The organism is Flavobacterium aquidurense, assembly GCF_031458035.1.
Taxonomy (GTDB): Bacteria; Bacteroidota; Bacteroidia; order Flavobacteriales; family Flavobacteriaceae; genus Flavobacterium; species Flavobacterium aquidurense_C.
Map to the genome: position 1 here is coordinate 52,468 of NZ_JAVDXR010000006.1, position 17,623 is coordinate 70,090.

At 36.5% G+C, this 17,623-nt stretch carries 12 protein-coding genes; 4 read left to right on the forward strand and 8 right to left on the reverse strand.

All coding sequences use genetic code 11. From position 1 onward, the window contains the following. Positions 1 to 5 precede the first annotated feature (5 nt). The 3 genes from J2X17_RS11090 to J2X17_RS11100 are packed head-to-tail and all read left to right on the forward strand — an operon-like array spanning position 6 to position 3,940. A complete protein-coding gene (locus J2X17_RS11090) occupies positions 6 to 1,439 on the forward strand; it encodes a SusD/RagB family nutrient-binding outer membrane lipoprotein (RefSeq protein WP_310297725.1) in 1,434 nt (477 codons plus the stop codon). 11 nt (positions 1,440 to 1,450) lie between these two features. Continuing rightward, complete coding sequence (locus tag J2X17_RS11095) at positions 1,451 to 3,025, forward strand: calcineurin-like phosphoesterase C-terminal domain-containing protein (protein WP_310297728.1); 1,575 nt, start codon at positions 1,451 to 1,453, stop codon at positions 3,023 to 3,025. Positions 3,026 to 3,037: 12 nt separating this feature from the next. Next, positions 3,038 to 3,940 (forward strand): glycerophosphodiester phosphodiesterase family protein, encoded by a 903-nt coding sequence (locus J2X17_RS11100; protein WP_310297730.1) that lies wholly within the window; start codon positions 3,038 to 3,040, stop codon positions 3,938 to 3,940. Positions 3,941 to 4,100: 160 nt separating this feature from the next. On the opposite strand, the gene rpiA is transcribed toward J2X17_RS11100, so the two are convergent. The 6 genes from rpiA to J2X17_RS11130 all read right to left on the reverse strand — a co-directional run bounded on the left by rpiA (position 4,101) and on the right by J2X17_RS11130 (position 13,074). Beyond that, positions 4,101 to 4,781 (reverse strand): ribose-5-phosphate isomerase RpiA, encoded by a 681-nt coding sequence (gene rpiA, locus J2X17_RS11105; RefSeq protein WP_310297733.1) that lies wholly within the window; start codon positions 4,779 to 4,781, stop codon positions 4,101 to 4,103. Positions 4,782 to 4,812: 31 nt separating this feature from the next. After that, positions 4,813 to 5,529, reverse strand: a complete 717-nt coding sequence (gene pgl, locus J2X17_RS11110) for a 6-phosphogluconolactonase (protein WP_310297736.1) — start codon at positions 5,527 to 5,529, stop codon at positions 4,813 to 4,815. Continuing rightward, on the reverse strand, positions 5,530 to 7,041 hold the full coding sequence (gene zwf / locus J2X17_RS11115; RefSeq protein ID WP_310297739.1) for a glucose-6-phosphate dehydrogenase: 1,512 nt from the start codon (positions 7,039 to 7,041) through the stop codon (positions 5,530 to 5,532). 26 nt (positions 7,042 to 7,067) lie between these two features. Beyond that, positions 7,068 to 8,477 carry an NADP-dependent phosphogluconate dehydrogenase gene (gene gndA, locus J2X17_RS11120; RefSeq protein ID WP_310297743.1) on the reverse strand — a complete coding sequence of 470 codons (1,410 nt, stop codon included), beginning with the start codon at positions 8,475 to 8,477 and terminating at the stop codon, positions 7,068 to 7,070. A gap of 735 nt (positions 8,478 to 9,212) precedes the next feature. Further along, positions 9,213 to 11,231, reverse strand: a complete 2,019-nt coding sequence (locus J2X17_RS11125) for an OmpA family protein (protein ID WP_310297746.1) — start codon at positions 11,229 to 11,231, stop codon at positions 9,213 to 9,215. A gap of 79 nt (positions 11,232 to 11,310) precedes the next feature. Then, the gene (locus tag J2X17_RS11130) at positions 11,311 to 13,074 is read right to left on the reverse strand and encodes an Ig-like domain-containing protein (protein WP_310297749.1); all 1,764 of its coding nucleotides are present in this window, start codon (positions 13,072 to 13,074) and stop codon (positions 11,311 to 11,313) included. A 255-nt stretch (positions 13,075 to 13,329) separates the two neighbouring features. On the opposite strand from J2X17_RS11130, the gene J2X17_RS11135 reads away from it, so the two are divergent. Next, positions 13,330 to 15,633, forward strand: coding sequence for a hypothetical protein (locus J2X17_RS11135; RefSeq protein WP_310297752.1), 2,304 nt, complete (start codon positions 13,330 to 13,332; stop codon positions 15,631 to 15,633). A 297-nt stretch (positions 15,634 to 15,930) separates the two neighbouring features. Here the strand turns inward: J2X17_RS11135 and J2X17_RS11140 are convergent, their stop codons facing one another. Both J2X17_RS11140 and J2X17_RS11145 read right to left on the reverse strand, forming a co-directional pair. After that, a complete protein-coding gene (locus tag J2X17_RS11140; protein WP_310297755.1) occupies positions 15,931 to 16,152 on the reverse strand; it encodes a hypothetical protein in 222 nt (73 codons plus the stop codon). Between the two features lie 310 nt (positions 16,153 to 16,462). After that, positions 16,463 to 16,870 (reverse strand): hypothetical protein, encoded by a 408-nt coding sequence (locus J2X17_RS11145; protein WP_310297758.1) that lies wholly within the window; start codon positions 16,868 to 16,870, stop codon positions 16,463 to 16,465. Between the last annotated feature and the right edge of the window lie 753 nt (positions 16,871 to 17,623).

Genomic DNA, 17,623 nt, shown 5'->3' on the forward strand with positions numbered 1-17,623 from the left:
AGACAATGAAAAAAATAAAAATAGCTGCAATGTTAGTATTGCTTACCGGAATGAGTATTTCCTGTACACAAGGTTTTGAAGAGCTTAATGAAAATCCTAATCTTATAACAGAGGTAAGTCCGGGTACATTGTTAAACCCTATAATTTATGGGATTGCTTCTCAGAATGCGCTGCAAAGTGTTGATGTAACCTTCAACCTGATGCAGGTATCACTACCTTTTCCAAGTATAACCGGGGGACTTCATCGCTATGATGTTAGTAATAATATTGGGAATTCAGCATGGAACAATTATTACAAATGGCTCAATAATATTCGCGAGATGCGTATGGCTTCTGCGAAGGTCAAAGACGGTAATTATGAAGCGATTGCCCTTACACTTAATGCTTTAGTTTACGCCAATTTAACAGATCTTTTCGGGCCAGTTCCAATGACTGAAGCGGCGCGTGGAGAAGATGGTATCCTATATCCGAGATATGACAAACAGGAATTTATTTATGAAACATTGCTCGCAGATTTGGAGAGAGCCAATACGCTATACGATACCAGCAAACCTATGATTTACGCAGAGGATATTTTGTTTCAGAACAAAGTGGCCAGCTGGAAAAAGTTTACCAATTCTCTAAAAATGAGATTATTATTAAGGATTTCAAATCGTAGTGAAACTAAGGCTTTTGAAAAGTTGACTTATATGATTGAGCATCCCGAAATTTATCCTGTTTTTAGTACTACAGCAGAGGGAGCAATTTTAAAAGTTACAGGTATTTCTCCTAATATGTCTCCATGGGGAAGACCTCAGGATTTTAACTTAAATATAAAAATGGCTTCCTTTTTTATTGATAATTTAAATACAATGGAAGATCCAAGAAGAGCCATAATTGCAACAGGCGCTACAGCACTTGTGACCAATGCGCCTCTTGGCTATAAAGGAATTACAAGTGCCTATGCAGGTTCTGATTCGCAGTTTAAATACAATGCTTCAACACTCTTAAATACACAGGCTACAAACCCAATGCAGATATTTATTATGACTTATGCTGAGGTTGAGTTTATCAAAGCAGAAATGGCGCAGCGAGGTTATGTTGCTGACGCTGCCGGACATTATGTGAAAGGCGTTAAGTCGGCAATGGAGCAGGTGAAAGCTGTCGCTCCTGCCAATTATTTTGATAATGCCCTGGCGCAATACAACGGTACATTGGAGAGAATCATGCTTCAAAAATATTATGCGTTGTATTTTACCGACTATCAACAATGGTTTGAATATCGCAGAACAGGATTTCCGATTTTGCCAAAAACGACTGCTATGCTTAATGGAGGAATTATGCCTTCGAGATTCACTTATCCGGACAATCAGCAGATTAAAAATTACGAAAACTACATGGAAGCCATTCAGATGATTGAAGGTGATAATATCAATTCTAAAGTTTGGTGGGACAAATAAAAAAGACAGCAATGAAAAAGACAATTATAGTAAGCGCATTATTGTTTTGTGGTGTTTTAACCGCACAGACAACCGTTAAAGGAAACGTTTTTGAAGATTTGAATCAAAACGGAAAAAAAGACAAAAAGGAAAAAGGTATTTTGGGCGTTGCCGTAACTAATGGCCGTGAAGTGGTAATTAGCGATAAAAAGGGGGACTATGAACTTCCCCTGAAAAGTGATGCTATTATTGCTGTTATCAAACCTTCGGGATACAAGATACAATCCAATAGTGACAATATTCCTCAGTTTTTCTATAATTATAAACCTGAAGGTTCACCTAAGTCAAAATTTTCCGGTGTAGCTGCGACAGGAAAACTGCCGGAATCAGTTGATTTTGGATTAATTCCGCAGAAAGAAACAGATGATTTTACAGCACTTGTTTTTGGAGATCCACAGCCTTATAATCTTCAGGAGGTTGATTTCTTTACCAGAGGAATCGTCTCTGAAGTTGAAGGTGTCAAAAATATTCCTTTTGGACTTAGTATGGGGGATTTGGTTGGAAACGATCTAAGTTTATTTAATCCTTATATCCAGGCGGTAAAAAAAGTCGGGATTCCATGGTATAATCTTTTAGGGAACCATGACCTGAATTTTGATGCCAAGGTGGATAATCAGTCAGATGAAACCTACGAAGCTCATTTTGGCCCAGCCAATTATGCCTTTAACTATGGTAAAGTTCACTTTATAATTCTTGATGATATTTTATATCCGGATCCAAGAGATAACGAAGGCTATTGGGGAGGGTTTACAGAGGAACAAATGCAATTTATCGAAAATGATTTGAAGGTAGTACCTAAGGACAATTTAATTGTGATGGCTTTTCATATTCCAATTAGTGAACCAGATCCCAAAGATGATTCTTTCAGGGACAGTGACCGTCAAAAGTTATTTGAATTGTTGAAGGATTTCCCAAATACCTTGTCACTTTCAGCGCATACCCACATGCAGCGTCAGGATTTCTTTGAAAAGAAAGACGGCTGGTTACAGGAAAAACCACATCATCATTATAATATAGGAACTACTTCAGGAGACTGGTATTCGGGAAAATTGGACGAGAAGGGAATTCCTATTTCCGTTATGAGAGACGGAACGCCGAAAGGGTACGCTTTTTTTCATTTTAAAGGAAACCAATATACTGTAGATTATAAAACTGCGGGCAAGCCACAGGAATATCAGATGAAGGTTTTTAGTCCAAAGGTGGTTGCAAAAGGCAAGCGCACCAAATCGGGTGTCTTTGTAAATTTTTTCATGGGAAGCAAAAAAGATAAAGTAACCTATCGTATCGATCAGGGAGAATGGAAAGAGATGGATTATATGCAGGTTGAGGATCCTTCTTATGTGGAACTGGTTTACGAGTGGGAACTCTCAGAGGTTCTTATGCCGGGCAAGAGATCTTCTGATCCTGAAAAAAGCACCCATGTATGGAGGGGAGATATCGCCTCAGATCTTGCCATTGGTACTCATACTATTCAAATTAAAGCAACAGATATGTTTGGCAAAACCCATACAGCGACCAGCAGTTACAGAATAGATAAGGTTAAATAATTGAAGACAAAAATGATCAGAGAAATAAAATTTATAATTATTGCAGTAGTACTCTTAGGGGTATATAGCTGTGGAAGTACACCAAAAACGGTACAGGCTTACGCTGTTGAAGTTCAGGGGCACAGGGGTGATAGAGGAAATTTTCCTGAGAATACTGTTCCGGCATTTTTGAGTGCTGTAAAAAAGGGTGCCGTAGTTATAGAAATGGATGTGGTGATTTCAAAAGATCAAAAAGTAGTGGTTTCGCACGAGAATTTTATGTCTTCTCAATATATGAGTGATAGTGAAGGACATGCTATTCGAAAAGATAAAGAAAAAAGTTATAATCTTTACGAAATGACCTACGACAGTATTAAAAGATTTGACAGTGGTTCAAGAGGCAATGCAGCTTTTCCAACCCAACAAAAGATTAAGACTTACAAACCCCTTTTATCTGAAGTAATAAAGAGTGTGGAGGAATATATTGCTGCAAATAAGCTTGAGCCAGTTAGATATAATATTGAGATCAAATCTGAAAAAGCGGATTACGGTGTGAGACAGCCTCAGCCTGCAGTATTTTGTGCAATGGTCATGAAGGTGATTAAAGACAAAGGCGTTGAAGATAAAATTAATATCCAGTCTTTTGATCCTGAGGTTTTAAATGTATTGCATAAGATGTATCCCAAAACAAAGATTGCTTTTCTTGTTGGGGAAGGTACTATGATTAAAAATTTGTCACTGCTTGATTTCACCCCGGAAATCTATAGTCCAAGTTATAAGTTGCTTAACGAAGCCGAAGTAGATTCTCTGCGATCTTTAAAAATAAGGATTATACCATGGACAGTTAATGAGGATGCCGCTATAGATCATATGCTGCATCTGAAAGTTGATGGAATTATTACCGACTATCCTGAAAAGGTATTGTTGAAATTATAATAATTTAGTTTAGTTTATTTTTTTTTGTGAATGGGCCTTCAAGCAATTGAGGGCCTTTTTGTTTTTAAATACCTTCCAATTTGTAGCAAGCAGAAAAACCTACCAAAAATATGGCATTTTTGTCCATGGACTTTGTAGATTTATTTTGTATTTCACCTTCTTATATGCTATAGGTTATTGTTGTGTCACCCTGTCCCATTATAACCCTTTGTGCAAGTTTAATAAATAAACCATGGCCTACAACACCATCAATTTTACTTAGTTTATTAGCAAGTAAAACAGGATTATATATCAGTCCAAAATCAGCATCAACAATGTAATTTCCCTGGTCGGTAATAAAAGGTTTGTCGGCAGCTAATCTAATTTTTCCTGATCCGTTTATTGACCTAATTTGACTTAAAACCGAATCTAATGCAATAGGATCAACTGCAATTGGAAGGTTAAATTTTCCAAGTAACTCTACCTTTTTAGATGAATCTGCGATAATTATTAAGTCTTTGGTTAGGGATGCAACTATTTTTTCCTGAATTAAAGCGCCACCACCACCTTTAATTAAAGTCAAATCTTCTGTGAATTCGTCTGCACCGTCGATTGTTATATCAATTGAATTGACTGTGTTTATATCGATCAGAGGAATATTTAAAGATTGAGCAAGCGACCTGGTTTTCTCCGATGTTGGCACAGCCTTAATTTTTAAACCATTACTTACCAGTTCGCCAATTTCAATTATAGCATAATAAGCTGTGGAGCCCGTGCCTAAGCCGACAATTTGATTGTTTTCAATAAATTTCACAGCTTGTTTTGCAGCAAGTTGTTTTTCTTTTTCTAAATCTTTTGTCATCCTATATTTTTTAGGCTATAAGAACGGTTTTTTAGTTTGTGACTGCAGCATTTTTATCTACAAGAAATAATAATTCTCCAGTAATGGGTTTAATCAACTGCATAGGGTAAGTTACCGGATTGTATTCGCCTGTTGTTACTTCTTTTAAAGCATGCGCCTTTTTCTCTCCAAAAGCCACTACGATGATTTTTTCAGCTTGGTTTATCAGTGGCGCAGTAAGTGTGATACGGTACATTTTTTGAGGTTCCAGATAATAGGCTGAAACCCATTTATTTTGTTCTTCCAAAACTGCCTGACCAGGGAAAAGGGAAGCGGTGTGTCCGTCATCTCCCATACCTAGCAAGATAAGATCAAATTTTCCTTCGCCACCTAAAACAGATCTAATAGACTGTTCGTACGTAACTGCAAAATCTTCGGGTGTAACACCGTCTTTGTACATCTCAAAAATATTTTCTGACGGAATAGGAACGTGGCCTAATAAAGTAGCATAAGACATTTTTGCATTGCTAAGGTCATCATTAAGAGGTACCCAGCGCTCGTCGCCCCAGAAAATAAAAACTTTACTCCAGTCAATTTTAGTTTTGTAAGCGTCCGAAGCTAATAACTTGTAAATTCCGGCAGGAGAGGAACCTCCTGTAAGTACGGCTGTAAATTTGCCTTTTTCAGCAATTGCTTTTTGTGCTGATGCTATAAAAAGGTCTGCTGCTGTTATATTAATTTCTTCTGTTGTATTATATATCTGTATCATCTAAAAGTTCTTCTTTTTTTGTGTGTTTGGAATCCATTTGTGTCCCTGACGCGCCAACAGTTCGTCTGCTTCTTCAGGTCCCCAGCTTCCTGCTTTATAATTTGGGAAATTTACCGGCACCGTATTTTTCCATACCTGTTGAATCGTGTCAATAGCATCCCAGGCTTGTTCTACCTGATCCCAACGCATGAATAGCGTAGGATCACCCGCTAATGCATCAGCAATCAATGTTTCATAGGCTTCTGGTGACATTGTCGAGCAGGCGAAATAATCGAATATCATTTCTGCTGGTCTCAATGAAAGTGAAAGTCCTGGCTTTTTGGTCATAAATTGCAGCTTGATATCCATTGCAGGCTGAATATTGATAATAAGCCTGTTTGGTGTCATGCCCTCTTTTCCGTACGAAAATGAGGAATGTGGAACTGGTTTAAACTGTATAATAATCGAAGATTGTTTTTCTTCCATTCTTTTTCCGGTACGCAGATAAAACGGAATTCCTTGCCATCTCCAGTTATCCAGATAAATTTTCATAGCCACGTAAGTTTCTGTAATAGAATCCGGAGCAATTCCTTTATCCTGACGGTATCCGGCAACAGGATTTCCTTTTATAGCACCTGCATCATATTGTCCTCTGACAACGTAATGATCAACTTCTTCGGGTTTGATGCGGCGAATAGATTTCAATACATCTGCTTTACGATTTCGTATGTCATCTGCAGCTAATGAAGCCGGGGCCTCCATAGCGGTCATGCATAGAATTTGTAGCAGATGGTTCTGAATCATATCTTTTAAGGCACCGACTCCTTCATAAAAACCACCGCGTTCTTCAACTCCAACTTCTTCTGCTACGGTAATTTGAACAAAATCAATGAAATTTCGACTCCATAAAGGTTCAAACATCGAATTTCCAAAACGAAAAGCCAGAATGTTCTGAACGGTTTCTTTCCCTAAATAATGATCAATTCTGTAAATCTGTTCCTCTTTGAAAGTCTTCGAGAGCATTTCATTAAGTGCAATGGCAGAAGTTTTATCGTAACCAAAAGGTTTTTCAATTATAATACGATCCTGTTTTATATTAGATGCAAGACCAATTCTCTTAATATTACCAGAAATGGTACTTATGAAAGAAGGCGTGATGGAAAGATAGAAAAGGCGATTGGCACGTTCTCCAAATGCCTCATCAATGCTGTTAATCTTTTCATTTAATCTTTGATAAGATTCCTCTTTGTCAATATCAAGACTTTGATAGTCTATATGAGAAAGAAATTTATGAGTTTCTGAATTAGAACTACCTTTTTTTCTTGAAAAAGTTTCCAGATTTTCTAAAACATAGCTTCGGAATTCTTCATTGCTTTTTTCAGCTCTTCCTAATGCGATAATCTGAAATTTTTCAGACATACGGCCGTCAAGGTACAGATTTTGAAATGCGGGAAATAATTTTCTTTTTGCCAGATCTCCGGTTCCTCCAAAAATGACAATAATTGTTGGATTTATATTTTTGAACTTACTCATTTGTGTGTTGTGTTGCTAAAAGTTCCTTATTCAGACCATTGTGTGTGGAAAACACCAGTTGTATCAATGCGTTCGTAGGTATGAGCGCCAAAATAATCTCGTTGCGCCTGAATTAGATTTGTTGGGAGATTTTCAGATCTGTAGGCATCAAAATAAGCCAGTGAATTCATCAGTCCCGCTACAGGTAATCCTTTTTGAACAGCAAATTGAATAACGGTTCTCATTCCTGCTTGGTTCTCTGTTAATTTTGAAGCGATTCCAGCATCTAGAAGTAAGTTAGGTAAATCTGTTTCTGTAACATATGCTTTTCTGAAATCTTCTAAAATGTTGGCACGAATAATACAGCCGCCACGCCATATTTTAGCAACAGTTTCTAAGTTTAATCCGTAGTTATATTCTTTGGATGCAGTATGTAACTGTGCTAATCCTTGTGCGTAAGTCACTACAATAGCTAAGTATAAAGCTGATTTTAATGCCTCAATTGCCTCGTTTGTATTAACCTCAGTTGCAGGAGTGTTCCAAACAAGTTTTTTGGCAGCTTCAATTCTTTCCGGTTTCGTTTTAGACATATCGCGCATAAAAACGGCCGCATCTATAGTTGGGATTGGCACTTGCAAATCCATTGCGTTTTGTGAAGTCCATTTTCCAGTTCCTTTAGATTTTGCCCAATCCGAAATTTTATTGATCAGTCTGCTTCCGTCTTCGTCTTTTTGTTTCAGGATGTTTCCGGTAATTTCGATCAAATACGATTTAAGATCGTGGGTTTGGTTCCATTCCTCAAAAGTTTTTTGAATAGTATCTTCATCCAGATTATAACCTCTTTTCATAAGGTCATAAATTTCAGAAATAAGCTGCATGATTCCGTATTCGATTCCGTTATGAACCATTTTTACATAGTTGCCGGCAGATCCGTTTCCTAAATATTCAACACAAGGTTCCCCATCCACTTTTGCTGCAATGGCTTCAAAAATAGGACGAAGTCTTTCGTATGCTTTCTGATCGCCGCCTGGCATCATTGCAGGACCAAATCTGGCTCCTTTTTCACCACCTGAAATTCCCATTCCAAAGAAATGAATTCCCTTTTCGGATAATTCTAAAAATCTTCTGTCTGTATCTGTGAAATAAGTATTCCCACCATCAATTATAATGTCACCTTTATCTAAATGAGGAAGTAAACTTGCTATTGCGCTGTCAACAGGTTTTCCTGCAGGAACGAGCAGCATAATAGCCCTTGGTTGTTGTATAAGCTCGACGAAATGTTTAACATCTGTTGTCGCTTCAATAGTATGATCAGGATCGGCTTCCCGCTGAAGAGAGTTAACCTTTTCGGTATCTAAATCTAAACCTGCTGCCGCAAAATTATGGCTGGCAATATTCAAAAGTAAATTACGCCCCATTACCCCCAATCCTACAATTCCAAAGTCAAATTTGTTCATAGTTTTCAATTAACTAATTATTATAAAATGTAATTTCCAAAAAAAGGAATTGAAGATGCTGTACAGCTTGTTCTTTAATTTTTTAAGGAAAAGAAAGTTTGTTTATTTATCTTAAAATAAGAATTACTGTGTAAAGTTAAAGAAAAAGGGTGAAACATCAGATCGTTTTGGAGTTACTTTAAGGCTTTATTATGATAGTTTTTTAGTATCTAATAAACCAAGATACTTATGCAAAACCAATTTAAATTTCAATATGTCGCTCCAAAAAAAGAATAGCATCGATCCACTTCAGAATTTTTAAATGAGAAGGATTGATGCATTTTTGAGGAGGCATTAGAGGGTCATTATCCAAAAAAATGAACCATAAAAGATTAGGCTGTAAAGGCTTGAAAAATCTATATGTTTGGGTATAATAAAAGAGACAACTACTATTTAGTTGTCTCCTTAAGTGACTCTACGGCACAATTTCAAAATCATTTTATGCAAGATTTAAAGAAATTGGCTTATTTTCAACCTATTTTATAAGTTAATTATTTAAGGTTTTTATTTAAAGGAGGTTTGTATGTATCGTAGGGGTTGGTGACTGAAGCAGACCAAGAACCAAGTTGTCACACCCGAAAAAAGAAAAGGCGGTGTAAATAATAAAAAAAAAACTCTAAATTGTTGATTTAGAGTTTTTTAATAGGTTTGAAAGATGCAGGTTTAGCCTTGTTATGAAAAGTATATGTTTATTATTTATTTAACTGGAATAATATCAATTATAACCGTACGGTTGTAAAAACGTTCTTCAGGAAGTTTATTTTCAAAAGCAGACATACTTTCGTCTTCTCCAAAACCATGTACTTCGAATTTTACATCTTTTCTGCCAGAATCTGACAATGCATTCTCTATAATACTTTTCACTTCATTGGCTCTGTCTAAAGATAAATTCAAATTATAAGATTCTTCACCAATGATATCGGTGTGGCCATGAATGATAACAACAGCGTTTTGAGGTATTTTAGGTGTAACAACTTCTGTTAAATATTTCTTATACATCGCAATTGTCTTTGATTTATTAAATTCAAAAAGAATGCTGAATCTAAGACCTTCGTCTGTTTTAGATGGTGTCCACAACACCATGTGAGTAGTAGTAACTTTTTCTTCAATAGTGCTGCCACTTTTGGTTTTTCCAATCATTTTTACTTTATAATCACCCTCAGAACGGGTTCCCATAATGCTTTTACCCGGAATACTTACTTTTTCCTGAGTATAAGGTCCAAAAGTTTTTATTTTCCCGTCTGGATCTGTAGTTTCTAAAGACCATGACGAATACGCTTTTCCAGCACCTGTAGCATCAATAGTAATATAACTGTCAATCGGCGCTTCCTGAACAGTAATAAGCTCTAACGGTTTTAGCGGAGCATCTGGACCAGCTTGAAATTCCATCAATAAATCAGGAGAATTACTTTCGATAGAAACCCTGCGGTCTCCTTCGCGAAGCAGTACCAATTCTTTTGTTGCCCCAGGCTGTTCAGATGGAATTGAAGGTTTTAATTGTCCTTTGGTCGTTATTCTTGATGCATTTATTCCAAACACAGAAACTAAATACGTTTTGATAGATTCTGCCATCGCAGTACCATCTTCGTTTCCTTTTTCTGAAGAACCAACTAGCGTAACATTTGACGCAGGATTTTTTAGCATTCGACTTCCAAGAATATTAATAACGTTGTAATAAACCGCCATTTGTCGTGCAGAACGACCAGCTGGATTTACGCTTGCCGTAATTCCAATCTGATCTTCATTGAAATCTTTTACATCTTCTTTATTCAATAATTTGTAACGGCTTGGTATTTTATTGGACTCAAGGTCATAAAAAACATAATTGCGTAAAGGAAATACCTCACGTACGTTACGTTCACCTGGAATATTTTTAGGTGCATTTACAGAAAACTGCACTTTTGACTCTGCGGCCGTAGGAGTATTCATTGCACTTCCTTGCCCAAACTTAAGCGCCATACCTACTCTAAGAAGAGTGTTGTTCCAGGTTTCGGTTGTGCGGGGATGTTGTCCAAAATAAGGTTGAAAATTCACAAAAGGAGACAAAATAAATTGTGTTTTATGATTCTGTGAAGATAACGGAATATCGTAACCTGCTCCAATCTGCATTGAAATAAGCGTTTCTTTCATCGCATCAAAATCACCTCTTACAGCAGGTGAAGCTTCTTGTTCGGGATAAGCAGGGTTAGTTCCCAGTGTATATTTAAATGATTTGTCTAAATTGAAAGCCAAACGAGGTCCTCCATACAAATAAAAATTAGATTTAAAAGGTGCAAAACGAATGCTTGGTTCTACAGTAATATAACTTAAATCTGTAGATAAATCAGCAGGGCAGTTACAAGGAGTAACTTTCTGATCGAAAGAACCTTTTCTGCTGTCATAACCTGCCTGAAACAGGAACCCCAATCTTGTATCGGGTTTATGAAATTCTACAAGTGGTGCCAGATAAAGTCCTGCACCTTCGCCATTATGAAAAGTAACCGGAGGAGTCAAACCTGAATTAAGCTGGCGTGTTGAACCACGGTAAAAATTATAATTGGTGGCACCCGCAACACCAAAGAACCAGGAAGGTTTTGTATAATAAATTTCTTGTGCCTGAAGCGTTGTCTGAGCACTTAAGCATAATAAAGTAAAAAGTAAAAATCTATTGAATAGCGTTTTATCTGAAAATTGCTTTATGTATCTATTTGTTTTAAAACTAATGTTAGTTTTCATTTACGTTTATTTAATTATTGTTTTTATAGAGAAAAAAAACCCGTCTTAGGACGGGATTTTACTGTTGATTTTTTTTTATTTATGGAACATTAATAGTTGTATTTACCATGGTGACAGATGCTACTAAAGAGATAGCCCTTCCGTTAAGCACTGTTTGATTGGCATTTCCTGCAGTAGAAAAAGTAACACCAGAATTAGCAATAATAGTTCCAACCATTGTTCCGCCGCCGGCACTGTTGATCGTTGCAGCACTACCTACATACCAAAAAACGTTTTTAGGTAATCCACCGTTGATCATAATTACACTTTTGGCACCTGTAGGTCCTGCAATTCCAACTGTAAGTCCTGAAGCAGTTTGAAAAATCCAGGTAGCATTTGGGTCACCTTGTGCATCAAGCGTCAGGTTGCCATTGCTGATTTTGAAAGTACCACTCGCTGACTTATAAACGCCTGGAGCTAATGTCAATCCACCTAATTCTCCAGCATTTGGATCTGAACCACCCGGTTTTGCAGCTGGCGAAATACTTAAATAGGCCGCATTTGCATCCAGTAATCCTTTTTGCGCAACTGCTAACGATGTAGCTGTTCCGGGAACTGGAGGTGCGGTAAATATATCACCGGTAACATTTCCAACATTTAAAGGAGTTTCAGTATAAATGACAAGACCATCATGAAATCCTGTAATAAGGGTTGAGGCAGCGGTTGTACCTAGACTTCCGTTGTTTATTACGGTATTTAATCCCTGATTTGTAATTCCGGCGTTACCACCAAAAGCTCCAAACATAGCTGCAGTACCAAGATCTATGACTAAAGGTGCAGGGGGTAAGAGTGTAGTTGTAAAGTTCCAAATATAATCAGCAGCCAATGAAGTTCCGGCCGCACTTTTTGCCCCATTTGTAATTGTGGCTGTATAAATTTTTCCTACTACAAGTGAATTTGTCGGTTTGAACGAAGCAGTAGTGCCAGAGTAAGAAACCGTACCTGGAATTACTGTCGCACCCTGCTTAAGAGTAAATGTCGCCGCATTGATTGAAGCAATATCCATGATAGTACTAAAATCGGCAGTTACAGTTTGATTTAAAGCAACATTCACAGCATTATTCATTGGGTCTGTTGCAGTTACTACAGGTATCATATCTGTTGTAAAATTCCAGGTATAATCTGCTGTCATTGGGGTATCCAATGTGTTTTTTGCACCAGTAGTTATAGTAACAGTATAGATTTTATTTGTTAATAAAGGAGTTGCAGGTATAAAAGACACCGTTGATCCTGTATAAGAAATTGATCCTGCTACCGCATTAACCCCTTGATTTACTTTAAAAGTGGTGTTGTTTAATGTGGCTGGATTCATAGCCATATTGAATGTTGCAGAAATTGTTTTATTTAACGGAACTGCAATGGCATTGTTAATAGGATCTGCAGCAATAACTACAGGTCTTAAAAGCGTACCTGTCGAAAATACCCATACATATTCAAGCTGTAAAAAATTACCCATTACGTCTTTGACTTTTGTTGTAATTTTCGCTGTGTATGTTGTATTCTCTAAAAGTAAAGATTGTGGCTTGAATGATGCTGTTTTGCCAGAATAGCTTACTGTTCCTGTAATAGGGGTCGCTCCTGCGACAGTAAACGAAGTTGAAGTAATTGAACCTGGATCCATTTCTTCGTTAAATGTTGCAGTAATAACCTGTCCCAAAGGAACATTTAAGGCATTGCTTAAAGGAGTTGTTGATTCGACTATTGGACATACTCCAATAACTTCTACAAAATCATCATTTTCGCATCCTGTAATCAGGGCAGCACATAAAATAATAAAGGTTAATAGTAAAGTTTTAATTTTCATTTGATTTTTTTGAATTAGGATTATTTGATTCGGTAAAGGTGATGCCGAATGCTATTTAAACATTATACAACTCTTAGTAATAGTTGTATGATTAACACTATTGTATCCTAATAACTATAACCAAAATTTAAAGCTCCAAAACAGAAAATTTGTAGGATAATTTTATCTATAGTTATAAGGTAACTAACTAATTGCTAAATTTATAGAGAAAATAATTTGCTAATAAAAAGCTATAGTATGCTTACAACAGTATGTATGAATACAAAAAAATACCTTTTCTTTAGATTGACCCATATATTTCTGCTGTTATGGCTATTATCCGATTTTTGCGTGTATTCGCAAAACGGTAATACAGTTCCCCAGAGCGCGGCAGTTTCAGACGCATTAGCCGAACAATTACATAGTTTGTCCAAAGACAATGCTTCCGATTTGGTGTACCTGCAAACCAGCAAAACCATTTATGAAACTGAGGAAGACGTATGGTTTAAAGGTTATGTCCTGGATGCGCAATTTTTTTTGCCATCGGGACGCAGCAAAATATTGTTCGTGCAATTGATAGAAGACAAAACAGATCAAGTGGTCTGGGAAAAGAAATATGAAATAGAAAATGGTTTTGTCAACGGGCATCTCTTTTTAGATAGTTCATTACCGGAGGGAACCTATACCATGGCAGCTTACAGTTCTTTTTCCTATACTAAAAACACCAGAGAATTTTATGCCATAAAGAAATTAGAGATTCTAAAAACAATTAACCGTAAAGCCATTATTAATTCGGTTCAAAAAGACAGCATCTTACAATTTGCCACTTTTGCGGAAGGAGGAAACCTAGTTTCGGGAATTCCGAGCACCATGGCATTTAAGGCTGTAAATTCAAATGGTTTGCCCGTGAATGTTTCGGGCACTTTGTATGAAAACGATAGACCTTTAGTTGCTTTTAAAAGTACACATGCAGGAATGGGCAGTTTTGTATTTACGCCCGACGCAAACAAAAAATATCATATTCAACTCACAACACCAGCATCTGAGGAAAATTTTTCTTTAGCAAAAATATCTCAAAACGGAAAAATATTGCAATTAGTAAACAATACGAAAGAAGCATTGACTTTTAAAATTACCCAAAGTTCTGCCCTGCAAGCGGAACGTGTTTATCTGAGATTACAGGTAAGGGGAATAGTTTACAGTATTGCAAGTGGTTTATTAAAAAATGAATTATCGGTCAGGATTCCATTGAAAGATGTCCCGCAAGGGATTGCTGAAGTTACCCTTTTTAATGGAAATACAGTGCCTCTGGCAGAACGATTGGTGTATGTAAAACAAGATCAAAAATTATACATCAAGACGGAACTTAATAAAAAAGATTATGGTACGCGAGAGAAGGTAAATCTAAAAATAAAAGTGTCAGACGAAAAAGGTCAGCCTCTAGTGGCACATTTGGGATTGAGTGTGTATGATAGGCTGTATCAAAACAAACAGGATTCAAAAAACATACTCACCCATTATTTTCTTTCTACCCAGTTAAAAGGAAATATTTACAATCCGGATTATTATTTTGACGAGAAAAACAAAGACCGTATAGCAGCATTAGATTTATTGTTACTCACACAAGGATGGAGAAGTTATGTTTGGGAAGAAACCAATTTAAAAGAGTTCGGTACTACCTTAAAACCAATAGTTTTTGATGAACTGAAAGGCAAAGTCATTATAAAAAAAGCAGATTCGAAAGTAAACGAACCACTACCACAAGTGATAACGATATTTGCAGCCGATGGGCAGAAAGAAACCGGCCTTTTGATGATCGATGATAGGGCAACTTTTATTGTTACCCCTGATGATTCAAAAAAAGGAAAGGGCGAGTATGCCTATCTCAAACTGATAGCTCCTCCTCAATCCAAATATCGTATGCATATTAAGGATTTTTCATTTGAAGAAATCAATAAAGAGCGTAAAATCAAAACAGCGCTTTATCCAATACCAACCATATCGGAAACAAAAACAGAAGTTGTATCAAATTTTGCTGAGCGTCCCGAAGTAAATAAATTAAAAGAAGTTTTAATAACCTCAAAAAAGAATAAGATGTTTCGGGATAAGTATATTGGGAAGCTTGATAGTTTAGCTAAATTAAACGCAGACTATGTATGTAGTTATAATATCTTAAATTGTCCTAACCATTGGGGAGAAATTAATAATAGGAAACCTATAGAAGGTGAAATTTATGGTATGCCTAATGGAATAAAAACAGGTCCGTATCACTATCCCAACTATACAGAAGTGGAGCTTTTAGACCTATTTAACATTGTGAAGATTAAGGGGTTTTATGGCAAGAAAGTGTTTTATGAACCCTTTTATGATGCCATTACCATAAATGACCCACTTCCTGATTATCGCAATACATTATTCTGGAAACCCGATATGGTTACTAATGAACAGGGAGAGGCTGACTTATCATTTTTCTGCTCCGATATAAACACTATTTTTTCAGGAAATATTGAAGGGGTGGGTGGAGATGGTTTACTTGGTGCTGGAAATTTTGAAATTTCGGTTAAAAAAAATAAAATATAAAATTTGTAGCGTATTTTTTTACGCTGTTTGGAATAAAACTACTTTCACTAACTCTTCTACAATGAATGTGGGTATTTGGACTAGTGGGTAATTGATTTTCTATTTGACATGATATTTTTAAAGCTTTCCTGTGTAATCTTCATTGATGAGTTTTTAGATAACCCGCTAAGCTAAATCCTCTTAAAAAGATCGCTTTAGTGTGAACTTATTTTGGCATGGAACATAGACAAAAAAGCCTCCTAAATGCAGTCATTTCAGAGGCTTTTCTATTTCGTAATCTGCGGTAAGGGAGGTGCTTTAATCCTCGTCATCTTCATCGGCTTCAGACTCGTCTAAAGTCCTTCTGTCTGCATCGTCATGATCCAGTTCGGTGGGCTGGTGGTCGGCTGACCTCTCATCGTTATAATGCTGGTTGACACCCGGATCGGTGTGCTCCATGGTTTCAGACCCGATGGATTCTTCCCCCATGTGATACGTACTATTGTCCTGATAGTACGTATGTTTTTTTTGTGGTATCATAATGTTTTATTTAATAGTTAATAATTGCTGTTCTAGCAGCAGATAATCAATCTCTTAAGGAGAGAAAGAGCAGTAAAGTTAAAAAAAGCAGCGGTGGATAAATTATAGCCTTCTGCTGTTTAATTATATTATTTTCAGATGGCTAAGATTCCCTACTATCGGCGATTACCTGCGGCGCATTGCTATGGAAAGTGTTGATGCGCTATTAGATATACTCCGGATAGAATTTGAGTATTTAAGATCGTCTACGTAATCCAATAAAGAAACGTTGTCTTCAACGGTTTTTTTTATTGGATTCAATCCGGGTACATTAAAATTTTCGCCCAGAAGGCTTAGTATTGCCGGGTGCACCATGACGCGATTCATCCCTTGTGAGTTCATCTTCTTTAAGCTCCTGATTGCCCAATTCCCCAATTTCGAATTCCCTGTTCACGGGATTATCCTGATCGGGCTCTATGGTTTCAAAGGGTTCACGTTCAGCCTCATTGCTCTGTAGTGTATCAATATCAGTTTCAAACCCTTCAGAGGGATCATTTTCTATAAGGTCCTTTTCAATGTCCTTCTCGGTTATATCTTTAGAGCCGCTGCCTGATTCATGGTCAAGATTCTCTGAATCATAAGGATTGCTGTTGGGATCGCTGCTTTGTGAGCCTGTGTTTGCGTTTTGAAAATTACGGTCATCCTGAGGGTCATTTTCCGGTGTATCTGAATTTTTCATTTTATTTTTTTAATTAGATTATTACTGTAGTTTTTTTTAAGGAAGGGTCCTGAGCAGGTTTGCAGGTATTGCTGTGCTTGTCCGGGTTTGTCCTTTATCCTTTATCGTTCTTCTTTTATCAAATGTAAAGAGGATAGCACCACTTTTTTTTACAGAATAATGATTTGCATTTATAAAATAGCTATCAAGTAATGAGGCAGGTAGGTGCGACATTGTATACAATAGAGACGATGCTGATCTATTCCACCGACCAATATTAATTTAAAAACAGGAGATCTATCTTAAGGTTTAAATCAAGCATTTTTAAAAATATTATCAAAAAAAAGAAACCGAAAAACTAATAGATAAAATGAATTTCATTTAGAAGAATGTTTCAGTTTAAAAAGCCATTATTTTAGGTCGTCAAGGCTTGAAAAACCTACATATTTGTGTATAAAAAAAGAGACAACTATTAAATAGTTGTCTCTTTAAGTGACCTCGACGGGACAAATTTCAACATTTTTTTTAAATGATTTGAAGAAATTGGCTTTCTATATGTAGTGTCTGTCTTTCATTGGCTATGTAAATTTGGTTTAGATGTCCTGTTGGGGATTAGTGCAAAAAAATATAAAAACTGAATTGGTTTATAGCATTATGATAATATAAATTTATACAATTTTTATGGAGGATTTGAAATGATTGTTATGCTTAAGACAGAAATGTCTTTATTTGGCTCTATGAATTTCTATTTGGAGTTTATCTACTGACGAAAAA

Bases quoted from the DNA above. Each gene is read 5' to 3' on its own strand.
- J2X17_RS11090 (WP_310297725.1), top strand. From the start codon at position 6: ATGAAAAAAATAAAAATAGCTGCAATGTTAGTATTGCTTACCGGAATG.
- J2X17_RS11095 (WP_310297728.1), top strand. From the start codon at position 1,451: ATGAAAAAGACAATTATAGTAAGCGCATTATTGTTTTGTGGTGTTTTA.
- J2X17_RS11100 (WP_310297730.1), top strand. From the start codon at position 3,038: ATGATCAGAGAAATAAAATTTATAATTATTGCAGTAGTACTCTTAGGG.
- rpiA (WP_310297733.1), bottom strand. From the start codon at position 4,781: ATGACAAAAGATTTAGAAAAAGAAAAACAACTTGCTGCAAAACAAGCT.
- pgl (WP_310297736.1), bottom strand. From the start codon at position 5,529: ATGATACAGATATATAATACAACAGAAGAAATTAATATAACAGCAGCA.
- zwf (WP_310297739.1), bottom strand. From the start codon at position 7,041: ATGAGTAAGTTCAAAAATATAAATCCAACAATTATTGTCATTTTTGGA.
- gndA (WP_310297743.1), bottom strand. From the start codon at position 8,477: ATGAACAAATTTGACTTTGGAATTGTAGGATTGGGGGTAATGGGGCGT.
- J2X17_RS11125 (WP_310297746.1), bottom strand. From the start codon at position 11,231: ATGAAAACTAACATTAGTTTTAAAACAAATAGATACATAAAGCAATTT.
- J2X17_RS11130 (WP_310297749.1), bottom strand. From the start codon at position 13,074: ATGAAAATTAAAACTTTACTATTAACCTTTATTATTTTATGTGCTGCC.
- J2X17_RS11135 (WP_310297752.1), top strand. From the start codon at position 13,330: ATGAATACAAAAAAATACCTTTTCTTTAGATTGACCCATATATTTCTG.
- J2X17_RS11140 (WP_310297755.1), bottom strand. From the start codon at position 16,152: ATGATACCACAAAAAAAACATACGTACTATCAGGACAATAGTACGTAT.
- J2X17_RS11145 (WP_310297758.1), bottom strand. From the start codon at position 16,870: ATGAAAAATTCAGATACACCGGAAAATGACCCTCAGGATGACCGTAAT.